Below are 13,142 nucleotides of genomic sequence, written 5' to 3'. Positions count from 1 at the left end.
CGTCAAGCCAAAATGGCAACGAGGAATGCGCGTCGCCGGTTTTCGTGAAAGCAGAGCTGTAATTGATCTGAACTGAAGGAGGTCGAGGCAACAGAGAAAAAAAAATGCGCGCTTACAGTCCGCGCCGGGATTTGCAATCAGGGCAGGTGCCGTAAAGTTCCATCTTGTGCCGGGTGAGCGTCACGCCGAGATCGCGCGCGATGACATTTTGGATGCGCTCGATCGCCACATTCTCGAACTCGATGATGCGGCCGCATTGCTCGCAGATAAAATGATCGTGATGCCGCTCGCCGACCGCCTCGTAGCGCGCCTGGCCTTCGTCGAAGTGCCGTTCGTACAGCAGCGCGCATTCTTTCAGCAGGCGCAGCGTCCGGTAGATCGTCGCGTAGCCGACGTGCGGATTGACCTTCTTGACTTCGGCGTACAGTTCTTCCGCGCTGATATGATGCGGCAGCTCGAAGAACACGCGCGCGATATCGTCGCGCTGGCCGGTCGATTTAAGCCCCCGCTCCTTGAGGCGCGCGTGGAAGGTTTCCATCCGCGCATCCGCGCTGACCGCCGGCTTGCGATCGACGACAGTATGGCCGGCCACCGCTGTTTCGCCCGGTCGCGGCATCTCGCCTCTTAAGATTGCGGTTCTCCTGCGTGAACGATTCGGCGCGCCGCCGGCGAGAGATACATCGCCTCGAGATCGCGCGAGCGCAACGCCTCCGCCAATACCTCGAGCTGCTCGGCCGCCGGCTGATCGCGATCGATGATCACCAAATCCTGGTCGCGCAGGCGGCACGCGCCGCCCCGCGTGCGATATCCGATCTCGCGCATGATTTTCTCGCGCCGCACCTGCAGGCCGGCGCGCTCGGCGGCGCCCGCGAGCTCGTCCACGATTTTCATGATGCGCGCTTCGCTGAGTTCGCTCATTCCGATTTACTCCCCGTCCGCATCCGCTCTTGAGACAGAACCGCGCCGCGTGTTATCGCGATAGTTGAGGCTGAGGTCAGGCCCTTGATCAAAAAAATCCTGGTCGGCATCGACACTTCGGAGCATTCGCGCAACGCGCAGGCGTATGCATTTCATTTCGCCCGGATCTTCGGCGCGTCGCTGACTGGTCTGCATGTGGTCGATATCGTGTCGATCGAAGGCTCGTTTTTCCATGATATATCAGGTTCGCTGGGGCTGGAACCATATCTGGATTTCTCGTCGAAGATGCGCGAGGTGCTGACCAATCGCGGGCGCGGCGTGCTCGATACTTTCGCGGAATCGGCGCATCGCGAGGGCCTCAGCGCCGAGACCGCGCTCGACATGGGCATCGTCGCGAACCAGATTTGCGAGCGCGCCCGCAGCGCCGACCTCGTGATGATCGGTCATCGCGGCGTTAACGAGCGTTTTTCGACCGGGCTGCTCGGCTCGACCGCGGAAAGTGTCGCGCGCAAGTGCCCGCGCCCGCTCTTCATCTCGCCGATGCGATTCCGCGAAATCAGGCGGCCAGTGCTCGCTTACGACGGCAGCGAGCGGGCATCACAAGCGATGCGCGCGGCGGCGGAATTCGCCAACGGCATCGGCGCGCCGCTGACGGTCGTCACGGTCGCGCGCGATCCCAAACTTGGCGAGCGCACGCTCGAGGAGGCTCGCGCGTATTTTCAATCCTACACGCCCAAAGCCGAATTCAAGTTGCTGCCGGGCCACGCCAACGAAGAGATCGTGAAATTTTTGAAGGAGTACGACGCCGACCTGCTATTCATCGGCGCCTACGGCCACAGCAGGATCATCGAGATGGTGCTCGGCTCGACCACCGAGTACGTGCTGCGCAACTCACCCTGTCCGGTGTTCCTGTCGCGCTGAACACCGCGTCTAGCGTCGCAAGCGTGACGGCTGCTCTACCGCAGATTCGATCGCGGCGGCGGGATTGGCGCCGGCGTTTCGATCGTATCGCCGCAGACCGAGCCGCATTGCGGACATAGATATTCGTACTTGTCGCCTTCGGGCAGGACAATCAGCAGCCGTTTACGAGGCTTGACCGCGCGTTTACATTTCGGACACGCGAGCAGGCTCGCCTCCATCTTGTCGAACCACGGTTTGCGGTCCTCACTCATAGGCTCTGACGAAAGATAGTATCGACGTGACACTCCCGCAACGTCCATATTTCGTGGCACGTTCGCGGATTGTCGCGGCGGAGGCGCTGCATTGTGCCGCGCGCCCGCGACGGCCTAAGATTCTTGCTCGCCCATGATTCACGATCGCACTACCTCGACGCGGCCGCCGCGGGTTTATCTCGAAACCTACGGATGCCAGATGAATGTCGCCGATTCGCAGACGATCACCGCGATTCTGCGGCGCGCCGGCTACGAGAGCGTCGATCGCCCCGACGCCGCCGACGTGATTCTCCTCAATACCTGCGCGATTCGCGAGCATGCCGAAGAGCGCGTGCTCGGTCGCCTGACGGCGCTCGCGCGCATCAAGCAGTCGCGGCCCGGGGTGAAGCTAGGCCTGCTCGGATGCATGGCGCAGCACTACCGCGCCGCGCTGATCGAGAAGGCCGCGTGCCTCGACGTGGTCGCCGGTCCCGACGCTTATCGCCGCCTGCCCGAGATGCTCGGCGAGATCGGCAACGCGGCTTTCGATCCAATGATAGACGTGCGCCTCGATCGCGCCGAGACCTATGCCGACATTTCTCCGGAGTTCGGCGGCGGCGTGCGCGCCTACGTCACCGCGATGCGCGGATGCGACAAATTCTGCGCGTTTTGCGTCGTGCCGTATGTGCGCGGACGCGAGCGCTCGATCGCTCCAGCCGATCTGCTGCGCGAGATTCGCGGGCTCGCCGCGCGCGGCGTCAAGGAAGTCGTGCTGCTGGGGCAGACCGTCAACGCGTATCGGCACAACGACACTGACTTCGGCGCACTGCTCAAGATGATCGCGCGCATCGACGGCATCGAGCGCATCCGCTTCACCTCGCCGCATCCGAGTGACGTCAGCGACTCGATGATCGACGCGATGGCGACCGAGCCCAAAGTCCAGCCGCATCTTCATCTGCCGATTCAGTCGGGCTCCGATCGAGTGCTCGCAGCGATGGAACGCGGCTACACCGTCGCGCAGTATCTGAATCTCGTCGAGCGGGTTCGCGCCGCAATTCCAGATGTCGCGCTCTCGACCGACATCATCGTCGGCTTTCACGGCGAGACCGAGTCCGATTTCGATGCGACCGCAAACGTGATGTGCGCGGTCGGCTACGACTCGTCATTCATGTTCAAGTACTCGGTGCGCGAGCATACGCGCGCTTTCAAGCTGGGTGACTCGGTTCCCGAAGAGGACAAGCAACGCCGGCTGACCGCGCTGATCGCGCTGCAGGAAGAGATGTCGCTAACGCGTTACCGCGCGCTCATCGGCAGGACGTTCCCGGTATTGGTCGAAGGTCCGGCGCGCCGTGGCGAGGGCCGGCTCGCGGGCAAGACGCCGCAATTCAAAACCGCGATTTTTTCAGGCAACAGCACCGTCCACATCGGCGACACCGTCACGATGCGCGTCGATTCGGCCACTGGCCACTCACTCCTCGGGACGCCGATTCTTTAGAACATCGGGTCGCCGGCTTCGAGCCCAAGCAGCATCCGTCCCGCGGGCCGATACATCTTGGGATGCACAATTCCGTGCTGGCACGCAGTCAGGATGTCTCGCATCAGGCGGTCCAGCGGATTGCTGCGATAGATGGCGCTGGTCGCGGCGAGATCGTACATCGTGGCGGTCACTGTTTTGGCCACCCGATGCACGTACACCAGCATGATTCGATAGAGCGCGCGCTGGCGCGATGACAGCCGCTCGCCGCGCTCGAGCGTCTGCCAAAGCTCCTCGATGCTGGAGTAGGCGAAGCTGCGAGCCGCCGCCAATTCGCCTTCGGCAATCGCGAGCGCTTCATGAGTGCGCGAGTCATCACCCAGCTTGCGGCTGCCGAAGAGCTTGTGCGGATCCGGCATCAGCTCTTTGCGGCTCGCCAGTTCCATGACTGCGTCGATTGCTGCGCGCGCAATTCCGAGCGGCACTCCGGCGTGCGACACCAAGAAGAGCGGAGCGAATCGGTAGAGCGCGGTCGCGCATCGCGGACGCTCGGCGAAGTTCCAACTCTCTTCGAACGGCACGAATGCATTCTCGACCACGTAGTCGTTGCTGCCGGTGCCAACGAGGCCGGTCGTATACCAGGTATCGAGAATCGTGCACGATCCGGGCGGAAATATCATCACGCGAATTTCCGGCCGTCCATTCACCAGGCGCGGATTGCCGCCCTCGAAGACCACGCATCCGCCGACGATCATCGACGCGTGATGGCATCCGCTGCCGAATCGGTAGCGGCCGCTGACGCGATAGCCGCCATCGACCAGTTCGGCGCGTCCGACCGGCACCACCTGGCCGGCGAGTGAGAATCCCACGTCGCCGCAAAGTCGTTGCGCGACCGCCGGTGCGAGAAACGCGCTCGCGAAACTGCCGGCCGACGAGATCATTGAGCACCATCCGACCGAGCCGTCGATCCGCGAGAGTTCCTCGACCACTCTGACCTGCATCATCGGATCGAGCTCGAGCCCGCCGTAGGCGCGCGGAATTGCCATCCGGAAAGCGCCAAGCTCTCTGAGCGCATCGACGAGGTTGGCGGGCAACCGCCGCTCCGCATCCATCGCGGGGACGGATTCGCGGATGAGCGGCGCCAATGCTTGCGTCGCTGCGAGAATAGTCGATGCTAAAATATCTTGCGATGCGCGAGAATCGTGCTGTGTCGCCATAAACAAATCTCCGTATCAAGCGCGCGAACCAATCGGGAATCACTCGGCCCAAGCACTTGCACAATTGAGATGTCCTTGCATAGATCGACGCGCTTTTCGATGCGTCGTCGCGGTTGACGCGAGGTAGTCGCCGAATCGAGAATAGCCGCGATGTCGCGAGCGGCCAGCAGGAGATGCGTCAATGCCGTCACATTTGAATCTCGAAGAACTGGTGCAGGATTCCAGGGTCCATCGGAGGATCTATCTCGAACAGGAGATCTTCGACCTGGAAATGGAGCACATCTTCGAAGCCAATTGGGTCTTCGTCGGGCACGAGAGCGAGGTCGCGGCGGCCGGCGACTACAAGACCGTGCCGATCGGCACCCAGCCCGCGATCATGACGCGCGACGAGAACGGCGATATCCACCTGCTGATGAATCGATGCATGCATCGCGGCTCGACGATTTGCCAGGAGCATCGCGGCAATGCGAGCACCTTCCGATGCTGGTATCACGGCTGGACTTACAGCAACAAAGGCGACCTGATCGGCGTGCCGTATGCCGACGGTTACGGCGCCAGCTTCGATCGGCGCAGGTTCAGTTTGATCAAGGCGGCGCGGGTCGAGAAATATCGCGGGCTGGTCTTCGCGAGCCTCAATCCCGAGGTCGCGCCACTCACCGATTACCTCGCGAACGCGCGGCACTATATCGATCTGTTCATGGAACTGTCCCCGGACGGCGAAGTCGAGGCGCGCGCCGGCGTGCACAAGTACGGCTACGACGGCAACTGGAAATTCCAGATGGAGAACGGCGTCGATGGCTACCATCCGAATTTCGTTCATCAGGCGTTCTTCGAAGCCCAGGGCAAGGGATTCGGCCGCAAGGTGATGCAACTCTTCACCGGCAATTCCGAGTTCGAAAGCAAGGATCTCGGCAACGGCCACTCGATTCTCGACATGGCGCCGCGGCATCGCTCCGCCAAGGGGCCGGTGTCCAACCTACTGCGCGGAGCAACATCGCAGGCGAGCAGCGACGCCTACTCTAGCAGCATGATTCGCCGCTACGGCGAGGCGCGGACCGAAGAGATTTTCGCCGCCTCGAACGTCAATCTCGCGATTTTCCCGAATCTGCTGATAATCGGCGTCCAGTTGCGCATGACCATACCGGTGAGCGCGAAGCGCACCGACGTTCACCTGCTGCCGACTACGCTGAAAGGCGTGCCCGATGAAATCAACGTCGCGAGATTGCGTGCGCATGAGAGTTTCTATGGTTCCGCGGGCGGCGGCGCGCCCGACGACGTCGAGATGTTCAATCGATGCAGCGACGGGCTCCGCGTGAAAGGCGCCGAATGGCTCGAGCTCTCGCGCGGAATTGAGCGCGAGCGCACCGGCGGCGACGGCGTAGTGGTCGGGCACATCACCGATGAAACGCCGCAGCGCGCCTTCTATCGCCGATGGAAATCGCTGATGTGCAATGTCGTCGCAGAGTCGCAGCAGCCGAAAACATTGCGCATCGCGCGTACGATCTGAGCGCCAGGGCGGAGTGCCGCGATGCCCACGCTCAGCCGTTCCCAGGCGGAAGACATTCTCTATCAGGAGGCGAGCCTGCTGGACGATCGGCGCTACAGCGAATGGACATCGATGCTCACCGAAGACGCCATTTACTGGATTCCATGCAACGGCGATGGCGGCGATCCGAAGCAAACGATCTCGCTGGTTTACGATGACGTGCCGAAGCTTCGTGATCGAATCGCACGGCTCGCGTCGGGAATCGCGCACGCGCAAAGTCCGCCGTCAATCACCAAGCGGCTGATCTCGAACGTTCAGATCGAGGATTCCGCTGAAAGCATCGCGGCGGTTTGTTCGGCGTTTATCATGTATGAACTCAGGCGCGGCAGGGAGCGCGTGTTCGCCGGCCGCTACGAGCATCGGATGCGCTTCGAGGACGGGCGCTGGAAAATCGCCGCGAAAAAAGCGGTGCTGGCGAACAACGACGAAGTCATCGACAACCTGACCTTCATCGTCTAGCCGCCGCGCGCGATGCCGTCGCGAGGATCGGGATCTTTCGACTCCGGCAGCCTCCGCTCAAGATGACAGGAGGGACGAATCGCGAATTGGGCCGCTCTCTCCGTGTCATCCCGAGCGAGCGAAGCGACGAGGGAACCCGGATCCCGGATTTCTCGCTACGCTCGAAATGACACGGAGGGGCTCGACAAGATAGCACTTGGGTCAGCGGTGGTGTGTTGAGTCGCGGAAAGTCACGACAGCCTCATCCGTCATCCTGACCGGGGTTGCAGGACTCGAGGAATCCGGATCCTGTCTCACCCTTGGCGATCGGTGTACGCGATCTCGATATTCTCGGCCAGCTTGAAATCCTTGTCGGTCACGCCGCCGGAATCGTGAGTCGTGCACGAAAACGTCACGCGCTTATAGTTGATCGCGATGTCGGGGTGATGGTCCGCGCCTTCCGCGATTTCCGCGACCTTCTGCACGAACTCGATCCCCGAAAGAAATTCCTCGAAGCGGAATATCTTGGTGATGGCATTGTCCTTGTACTCCCATCCGGGAAGCGCCTTTAGCTTGTCCGCGATTTGCTCCGCGCTGAGTTTAGCCGCCATCTCGGGATTCCTCCGCTGGTTTGATCGATGATGCGTACCCATTGTAGGCCCGCGTCTCGCCGCAACCCAAGCCGCAGCGGGGTTATACGCATCGTGGCTCGCTGTGATAAAAGATCGGCGATACACGCGTTGCACCCGCGAAGCCGACCTCGGGCCGCAGGGCCGAGTCGCTGGAAGCGCGAAGCCGATCTCGGGCCGCAGGGCCGAGTCGCTATAAAGTTAGTCAGCGGAGAGCATCACGATGGCGAACAAATACGTTACCGACGAAGCCCGCAAGCAAATCGGCAAGGTCACCGAATCGCGTACGCATGAAGTCGAGCGCGGCGCGATCCGCCGCTTCGCCGAGGCGATCGGCGACTCCAATCCGCTCTTCAACAGCGACCACGACGCCCGCAAAAGCCGCTTCGGCGGCATGATCGCGCCGCCGACCTTCTGCCGCTCGCTCGGGATGGCGATTCCCGACATCAAGCTCGATATGCCGACTGCGCGCGGCTTGGACGGCGGCTCCGATTGGGAATACCTGGTGCCGATTCGCCCCGGCGATCGCATCAGCGTGCAATCCAAGCTGGTCGATTTGCGCGAAGCCGCCGGCCGCCTCGGACCGATGGTCTTCACCACGGTCGAAACCACCTACACCAATCAGTTCGGCGAAGTCTGCGTGATTCAGCGCTCGACCGGAATCCGCTACTAGGAGGCGCTCCGATGGCAAAGCAGAATTATTTCGAAGACGTCGAAGTCGGCACCGAGATCGGTCCACTCGAGAAAAATCCAACCACGCAGCAACTCGTCAAGTATGCGGGCGCGTCGGGCGACTTTTATCAAATTCATTACGACAAGGATTTTGCGCTGAACAACAACTTGCCCGGCGTGATTCTGCATGGCGCGCTGAAGAACGCATTTCTGGGGCATCTGATGACCGACTTCGCCGGCGAGCACGGATGGCTGCGCAAGCTCGGCGTGCAGTATCGCGGGATGGATCAGCCGGGCGCCAAAGTCGTCGCGCGCGGCAAGGTCATCAAGAAGTACACCGACAACGGACATCACCTGGTCGATTGCGAAATCTGGCTCGAGAATGCCAAGGGCGAAAAAACCACGCCCGGCACGGCCACCGTTATTTTGCCCTCGCGCAGTGCCAAGTGAGCACGTGAGGTCGGGGTAGTCACGATGCCGATCCGGCGCGAAATTTCGCCGCGATCGATCAACGCCGCAGCGATCAACGCGGGCCGCGTCGATCCGCACTACACCAAAATCCTGATGCGCCTGATGGCGGCGCATGCGCTCGCGGAAAAACTCACCGCGCTCGGCTATCAGCGCGCGCTCGAGACGATCGACAATCCGGCGCTGACGCCGACGATTCAGAAAAATCTGGCCGAGGAACGAAAACATGCGCGCCTGATTTACCGGGCGCTCGAAGAAATCGGGATGAACCAGCAGGCCGCCGACCGCTCGATGATCGCCGTGCTCAAGGCGCCGTCCTTCGACGCGCCCAGCTACTTCGCCGGCCACGCGAGCGGCGAGCTCGATCTGCTGATGGCGTCGATCAGCCTCGACACCACCGGCCTCATCATGATCGGCGTCAATTACAAGGACTCAAGCTACGCGCCGCACGCCGCCGCCGCCGAGATCATTCTCGAAGAAGAAGCGGACCACGAAATTTTCGCGTCGCGGCAACTAGGCGAAGCGGTCGAAAAGTTCGGCGTCGAGGCAGTCAATGACGCGTTCCGCAAATGGATTCCGCGCGCGGTGAATTTCTTCGGCCCGCCGGGCACCGGCTTTACTTACGATTGCATCCGTTACGGTCTCAAAACCCGCGACAACGAGGAACTGGCCGAGCTTTTCACCACGATGCTCTCGCGGCGATGCGAACAGCTCGGCCTCGAGTTTCCCGCACTGACGCCCGACTATCCGCACACGCTGGCGTGAGCGAAGGCGCATTTTCCCCGGTGTCCTGAGAAGGCGCCTCTATCCGTCATCCCGAGCGAAGGCTGCCGGAGTCGAGGGATCTCGATCGAGCAACGCGAAACGTCGACCTCGCGAACCCGAGTAAGCCGTCTCGGCATCTCACTCCTGTCATTCAGAGCGCAGCGAAGAATCCCGGATCTTTTACTTTGCTCCGCATCCCTCCGGGATTCTTCGCTCCGGCAGCCTCCGCTCTGAATGACAGAAAGCTATGCTCGCCCCGAGGAAGAATTCCTCGAAAATTCACCAACTCCGTGCAAGTTGCCGATCTCCGGCGGTGAGCGCGCCGCTACGCGCGCGACGTCACGAGCGCTTCGGCGAGCGCGAGATCCGCGAGCGTCGTAATTTTCAGATTCCGCGACGAAGCCGGGACCACCTCGACTCGCGCGCCGCTCCGCTCGACTAGGTCGGCGTCGTCGGTCGCGGCGATTTTTTGCTCGAACGCGCGATCGTGCGCGGACACCAGCAACTCGCGGCGAAAGGCTTGCGGCGTCTGCGCCTGCCATAGCCCCGCGCGTGCGACCGTCTCGACGATCGCGCGATCGCCATCGACGCGCTTCAGCGTATCCGCGACCGGTACCGCCGCGATTGCAGCGCCGACTCGCGATGCTGCGTCGAGACATCGGCGGAAAATATCCGCGTCCGCGAACGGCCGCGCCGCATCGTGGACGATCACCAACTCGCTCTCCGCCGACGTCAGCGCGAGCGCGATTCGCACCGAGTCCTGCCGCTCGACGCCGCCCACGGTGATCTTCACTGGAATCCCGATCCCTACCGAGCTCACTTCAGCGCGCGCAATCGATTCGAATCCCGCCGGCACCGTAATTACGACTTCGCCGATCTCGTCGAGTTCGGCGATCACTGCGAGCGAGTACGACAGGATCGTGCGACCGCCGATCTTCACGAAAGCCTTCGGTTCCTGCTTGCCCAGGCGCACGCCACTGCCCGCCGCGACAATGATCGCCGACGCTTTCATTTCATCGCGGGTTCGCCGTCAATCGACATCAAAAATGTAGCCGGCAGCATCACGAGGTCATCGCTGGCAGAGTCGCACACCGAATTCGCAGCTTCAACAAAAAAAGGGCCGGGAGCGATCCCCGGCCCTCGAAACATCCTCGAACAGAGCTACGGCTAGTTCGCGAAAATCGTCTTCAACTCTTCCATGATTTTCTCTTCGGTGTTGGCTTTCGCGATCGAAAGTTCCTTCACCAGCAGGCTCCGCGCCGTATCGAGCATCTTGCGCTCGCCGAACGACAATTCCTTGTCGCCTTTCAGCACCAGCAGATCGCGCAGCACCTTCGCGATCTCGAGCGGCGAGCCCGTTTTGATCTTTTCGGTGTATTCGCGATAGCGCCGATTCCACGTCTGCGTATCGACTTCGACTTTCCGCTGGCGCAGGATGCGGTAGATCTTTTCGACCATGTCCTTGCCGATCACGCGCCGCAGTCCGACCGATTCGACGTTTTCGGTGGGGATCATGATCGTCATCTTTTCGGTGCCGAGGATTCGCAGCATATAGAAACGCCGCTCGGTCCCCGAGATGACGCGCATCTGGATGTCCTCGATCACCGCTACGCCGTGAGCAGGGTAGACCACCTTCTCGCCCTTTTTGAACGGCAGATTCATGCTATTTTCGTACCTAATCGCAAGCCTTGGATTTCGAGGCGGCAAGTTTACCGGTCCGATCGGCCTGGAATGTGCTTACCAGTATGCCATAATTCTTGCTGGCTTGTAACCCCACGATGAATATATTGCGGTGATCAGGGTCCCAAATAGAACAAAGTCACTGACCGACGCGCTCAGTCAAATCGCAGTTCCATGATTATCGCGTCCTCGCCGGGACCGTAGTAGTTCTTTTTCAAACGTCGTTCTTCAAATCCGAACTTGCGATAGAGCTGTCGCGCCGCCAGATTCGAGCGACGAACTTCGAGCGTCACCAGCTCCGCTCTCTCGGCCTGAGCCTCTCTGATCGCTTCAATCATCAGCATCGCGCCGACGCCCAGCCGCCGCGCGTCCGGATGAACCGCAATATTTAGGATGTGGCATTCGTCGGCGATCAGCCATCGGCATAGGAAGCCCAGAATCGGCGATGTGGCACCCCGATTCGGAGTATAATCCTCCGAAATCGCCACGATCACGCGCGAAAATGGCAGCGTGAGCTCTCTTTTGAACGATGCGAGCGTCCACGGCGAAGGGAACGACAGGCGCTCGATTTCAAGGATATGCGGCAGGTCGCGACTCGTGGCGTCCCGGATTTGGATCGCCATCTGACCTAACCTCGACCTTGAAGGAGTCCCTGGTTCGCGCTCCGTGAACGCGGCGTCACGCTCGCGGAGCGCTCGTCACCGGAAGCAGGGCTGCCGACGACTCTCCAAACAGTGTTATCAAGCAGCGCTCTGCAGCTCGCCTGCCTCACCTTTGAGCACGATCACTTCGAGGATCTTCGCGCGCATCCGATGCTTGAACGCGGTCACCGGCTTGCCGAACTCGATGCGGGTCGAAAAGTCCGCCGGGAACGACGACGACACATACGACAATTTCCTGAGCGCCTCGCCCCGCGCGCTCCCGCTGATCGCGAGCACCGAGTCGCCGAGCGCGACCGTGTAGTCGTAATCGGGCATCTCGTCGGGGAGATTCCACAGCCGCTTCAATGACGATTGGGGCAATTTGCGCGGCATCTCGAGCCGGACCAGATACGCATTCGAATACTCCGCGACCTTATAAACCGTACCGTAGCGGCGATCGCGCTCGAGCTTGTCGTCGTGCATCGTGCTCTCAAAACCGTCGAACGCCACCTTGCGATTCGTGGGACGTGCCTTGCCACCCGGTTTCGCGAGGATCGAACCCACCGGCGCGAGCGCGAGCCCGTACCAGCATCCGCGATAGGTCAGCTCGGACGCCGGCCTGGCGTGCACGATACCCTCGCGGAGACGCCACGCCGCTTCGCCCGAGGCAAGCGCGAGGCCGAGCATGATCCATCCGCCGGTTTGCTGCGAAAACAGCGGATCGCCGAGCACTACGACCGCGAAGGCAATCAGCGCCGCCGGATACGCGATCAGATTCAGGATCATGTTCAGCGCGGTCGCGCGGATTCGCGAGAATCCCGAGGTGCTGCCCACCGCGCTTTCGAGCTGAAGCTTGGTTTCATCGGGCATCGCGCCGAGAATCGGCTCGGCGAGTCTGAGTGCAACGCGAACCGCGCCGGGCGCTGAGCTAGTCGGCTTGTCCTCGACCGTCGCGAGCACCGCGTCGAAATCCGCTTCGAGTTCGCCGGGAAAATGTTTTTCGGCGAGCGGACCGGGCAGAGCGCCGATATCCTTGGGAAGATTCAGCATCGCGATCGGCGCGGCGATCGCCGGCGCAGTCGCGACCGGTGCAGGCGGCGGCGCTGCCGGTGCTGCCGCTTTAGCGGGAGCCGGGGCCGCGACGTTGGCCGCTGCTGGCGCCGCAGGCTTGGCTTCCGCGCCATCGCCGGCCGGTGCGGGCGCACCGCCTTCCTTGCGAAAGCGCGACGGCGCGTCGTCGGGAATCGTCAATTCGGGATGCAATACGCGCGCGCGCTCGAGCAGCACCGATTCAGTTTCCGGAATATTGGGATCAGGCACGCAGCAATCGACCGGGCATACCGCGGCGCACGCTTCGTGATCGTGAAAGCCGACGCATTCGGTGCACTTCGACGGCACGATGTAATAGATATCCTGCGCGATCGCCGGACTGGTCGCGCCATTCAATTCCCATGTCACACCGCCGCCATAAATCGCGGTGTTGGGGCATTCGGGCTCGCACGCCCCGCAATTGATGCACTCGCTCGTGATGACCGTCGCCATT

The 13,142-nt window shown here is 61.6% G+C and carries 15 protein-coding genes and 1 pseudogene; 7 read left to right on the top strand and 9 right to left on the bottom strand.

What is annotated here, in order from left to right:
* Nucleotides 1-112 precede the first annotated feature (112 nt).
* Together Q7S58_RS04575 and Q7S58_RS04570 are read right to left on the bottom strand one after the other, a co-directional pair.
* Complete coding sequence (locus Q7S58_RS04575) at nucleotides 113-592, bottom strand: Fur family transcriptional regulator (RefSeq protein WP_304821301.1); 480 nt, start codon at nucleotides 590-592, stop codon at nucleotides 113-115.
* A 32-nt stretch (nucleotides 593-624) separates the two neighbouring features.
* Entirely contained in the window at nucleotides 625-918 is a 294-nt protein-coding gene (locus Q7S58_RS04570) for a hypothetical protein (RefSeq protein ID WP_304821299.1), read from the bottom strand.
* Between the two features lie 84 nt (nucleotides 919-1,002).
* Here Q7S58_RS04570 and Q7S58_RS04565 point away from each other — a divergent pair, with 84 nt between their 5' ends.
* Nucleotides 1,003-1,839 carry a universal stress protein gene (locus Q7S58_RS04565; RefSeq protein WP_304821298.1) on the top strand — a complete coding sequence of 279 codons (837 nt, stop codon included), beginning with the start codon at nucleotides 1,003-1,005 and terminating at the stop codon, nucleotides 1,837-1,839.
* Between the two features lie 35 nt (nucleotides 1,840-1,874).
* Here the strand turns inward: Q7S58_RS04565 and Q7S58_RS04560 are convergent, their stop codons facing one another.
* Nucleotides 1,875-2,090, bottom strand: a complete 216-nt coding sequence (locus Q7S58_RS04560; protein ID WP_304821296.1) for a hypothetical protein — start codon at nucleotides 2,088-2,090, stop codon at nucleotides 1,875-1,877.
* Nucleotides 2,091-2,223: 133 nt separating this feature from the next.
* Here Q7S58_RS04560 and miaB point away from each other — a divergent pair, with 133 nt between their 5' ends.
* A complete protein-coding gene (gene miaB, locus Q7S58_RS04555) occupies nucleotides 2,224-3,564 on the top strand; it encodes a tRNA (N6-isopentenyl adenosine(37)-C2)-methylthiotransferase MiaB (RefSeq protein WP_304821294.1) in 1,341 nt (446 codons plus the stop codon).
* Here the strand turns inward: miaB and Q7S58_RS04550 are convergent.
* Nucleotides 3,561-4,760 carry an acyl-CoA dehydrogenase family protein gene (locus Q7S58_RS04550; RefSeq protein WP_304821292.1) on the bottom strand — a complete coding sequence of 400 codons (1,200 nt, stop codon included), beginning with the start codon at nucleotides 4,758-4,760 and terminating at the stop codon, nucleotides 3,561-3,563. The two genes, miaB and Q7S58_RS04550, sit on opposite strands and share 4 nt — an antisense overlap.
* Before the next feature lie 181 nt (nucleotides 4,761-4,941).
* On the opposite strand from Q7S58_RS04550, the gene Q7S58_RS04545 reads away from it, so the two are divergent.
* Both Q7S58_RS04545 and Q7S58_RS04540 read left to right on the top strand, forming a co-directional pair.
* Nucleotides 4,942-6,267: an aromatic ring-hydroxylating dioxygenase subunit alpha gene (locus Q7S58_RS04545; protein ID WP_304821290.1), complete on the top strand. Its 1,326-nt coding sequence runs from the start codon at nucleotides 4,942-4,944 to the stop codon at nucleotides 6,265-6,267.
* Between the two features lie 21 nt (nucleotides 6,268-6,288).
* Nucleotides 6,289-6,765: an aromatic-ring-hydroxylating dioxygenase subunit beta gene (locus tag Q7S58_RS04540; protein WP_304821288.1), complete on the top strand. Its 477-nt coding sequence runs from the start codon at nucleotides 6,289-6,291 to the stop codon at nucleotides 6,763-6,765.
* 293 nt (nucleotides 6,766-7,058) lie between these two features.
* Here the strand turns inward: Q7S58_RS04540 and Q7S58_RS04535 are convergent, their stop codons facing one another.
* The gene (locus tag Q7S58_RS04535) at nucleotides 7,059-7,355 is read right to left on the bottom strand and encodes a 4a-hydroxytetrahydrobiopterin dehydratase (protein WP_304821286.1); all 297 of its coding nucleotides are present in this window, start codon (nucleotides 7,353-7,355) and stop codon (nucleotides 7,059-7,061) included.
* A gap of 241 nt (nucleotides 7,356-7,596) precedes the next feature.
* Between Q7S58_RS04535 and Q7S58_RS04530 the strand changes: the two genes are divergently transcribed.
* Genes Q7S58_RS04530 through Q7S58_RS04520 form a run of 3 tightly spaced genes read left to right on the top strand, consistent with a single transcriptional unit; the run spans nucleotide 7,597 to nucleotide 9,278 of the window.
* Nucleotides 7,597-8,046: a MaoC family dehydratase N-terminal domain-containing protein gene (locus Q7S58_RS04530; RefSeq protein WP_304821283.1), complete on the top strand. Its 450-nt coding sequence runs from the start codon at nucleotides 7,597-7,599 to the stop codon at nucleotides 8,044-8,046.
* 11 nt (nucleotides 8,047-8,057) lie between these two features.
* Nucleotides 8,058-8,495 (top strand): MaoC/PaaZ C-terminal domain-containing protein, encoded by a 438-nt coding sequence (locus Q7S58_RS04525; RefSeq protein WP_304821281.1) that lies wholly within the window; start codon nucleotides 8,058-8,060, stop codon nucleotides 8,493-8,495.
* 24 nt (nucleotides 8,496-8,519) lie between these two features.
* Nucleotides 8,520-9,278 (top strand): Phenylacetic acid catabolic protein, encoded by a 759-nt coding sequence (locus tag Q7S58_RS04520; protein ID WP_304821279.1) that lies wholly within the window; start codon nucleotides 8,520-8,522, stop codon nucleotides 9,276-9,278.
* 325 nt (nucleotides 9,279-9,603) lie between these two features.
* Here Q7S58_RS04520 and ispD read toward each other — a convergent pair whose 3' ends face one another.
* The 4 genes and pseudogenes from ispD to Q7S58_RS22055 form a co-directional block, all read right to left on the bottom strand.
* Nucleotides 9,604-10,290 (bottom strand): 2-C-methyl-D-erythritol 4-phosphate cytidylyltransferase, encoded by a 687-nt coding sequence (gene ispD / locus Q7S58_RS04515; RefSeq protein WP_304821277.1) that lies wholly within the window; start codon nucleotides 10,288-10,290, stop codon nucleotides 9,604-9,606.
* Between the two features lie 155 nt (nucleotides 10,291-10,445).
* Entirely contained in the window at nucleotides 10,446-10,940 is a 495-nt protein-coding gene (locus tag Q7S58_RS04510) for a CarD family transcriptional regulator (protein ID WP_304821275.1), read from the bottom strand.
* Nucleotides 10,941-11,113: 173 nt separating this feature from the next.
* Nucleotides 11,114-11,581 carry a ribosomal protein S18-alanine N-acetyltransferase gene (gene rimI / locus Q7S58_RS04505; RefSeq protein WP_304821273.1) on the bottom strand — a complete coding sequence of 156 codons (468 nt, stop codon included), beginning with the start codon at nucleotides 11,579-11,581 and terminating at the stop codon, nucleotides 11,114-11,116.
* A gap of 1,278 nt (nucleotides 11,582-12,859) precedes the next feature.
* A pseudogene (locus tag Q7S58_RS22055) lies at nucleotides 12,860-13,141 on the bottom strand (YfhL family 4Fe-4S dicluster ferredoxin); the annotation flags it as partial.
* Nucleotide 13,142: the final 1 nt, after the last annotated feature.

The sequence above is a fragment of the Candidatus Binatus sp. genome (genome assembly GCF_030646925.1).
Lineage (GTDB): Bacteria > Desulfobacterota > Binatia > Binatales > Binataceae > Binatus.
This window is presented reverse-complemented; position numbering and strand designations above follow the sequence as displayed.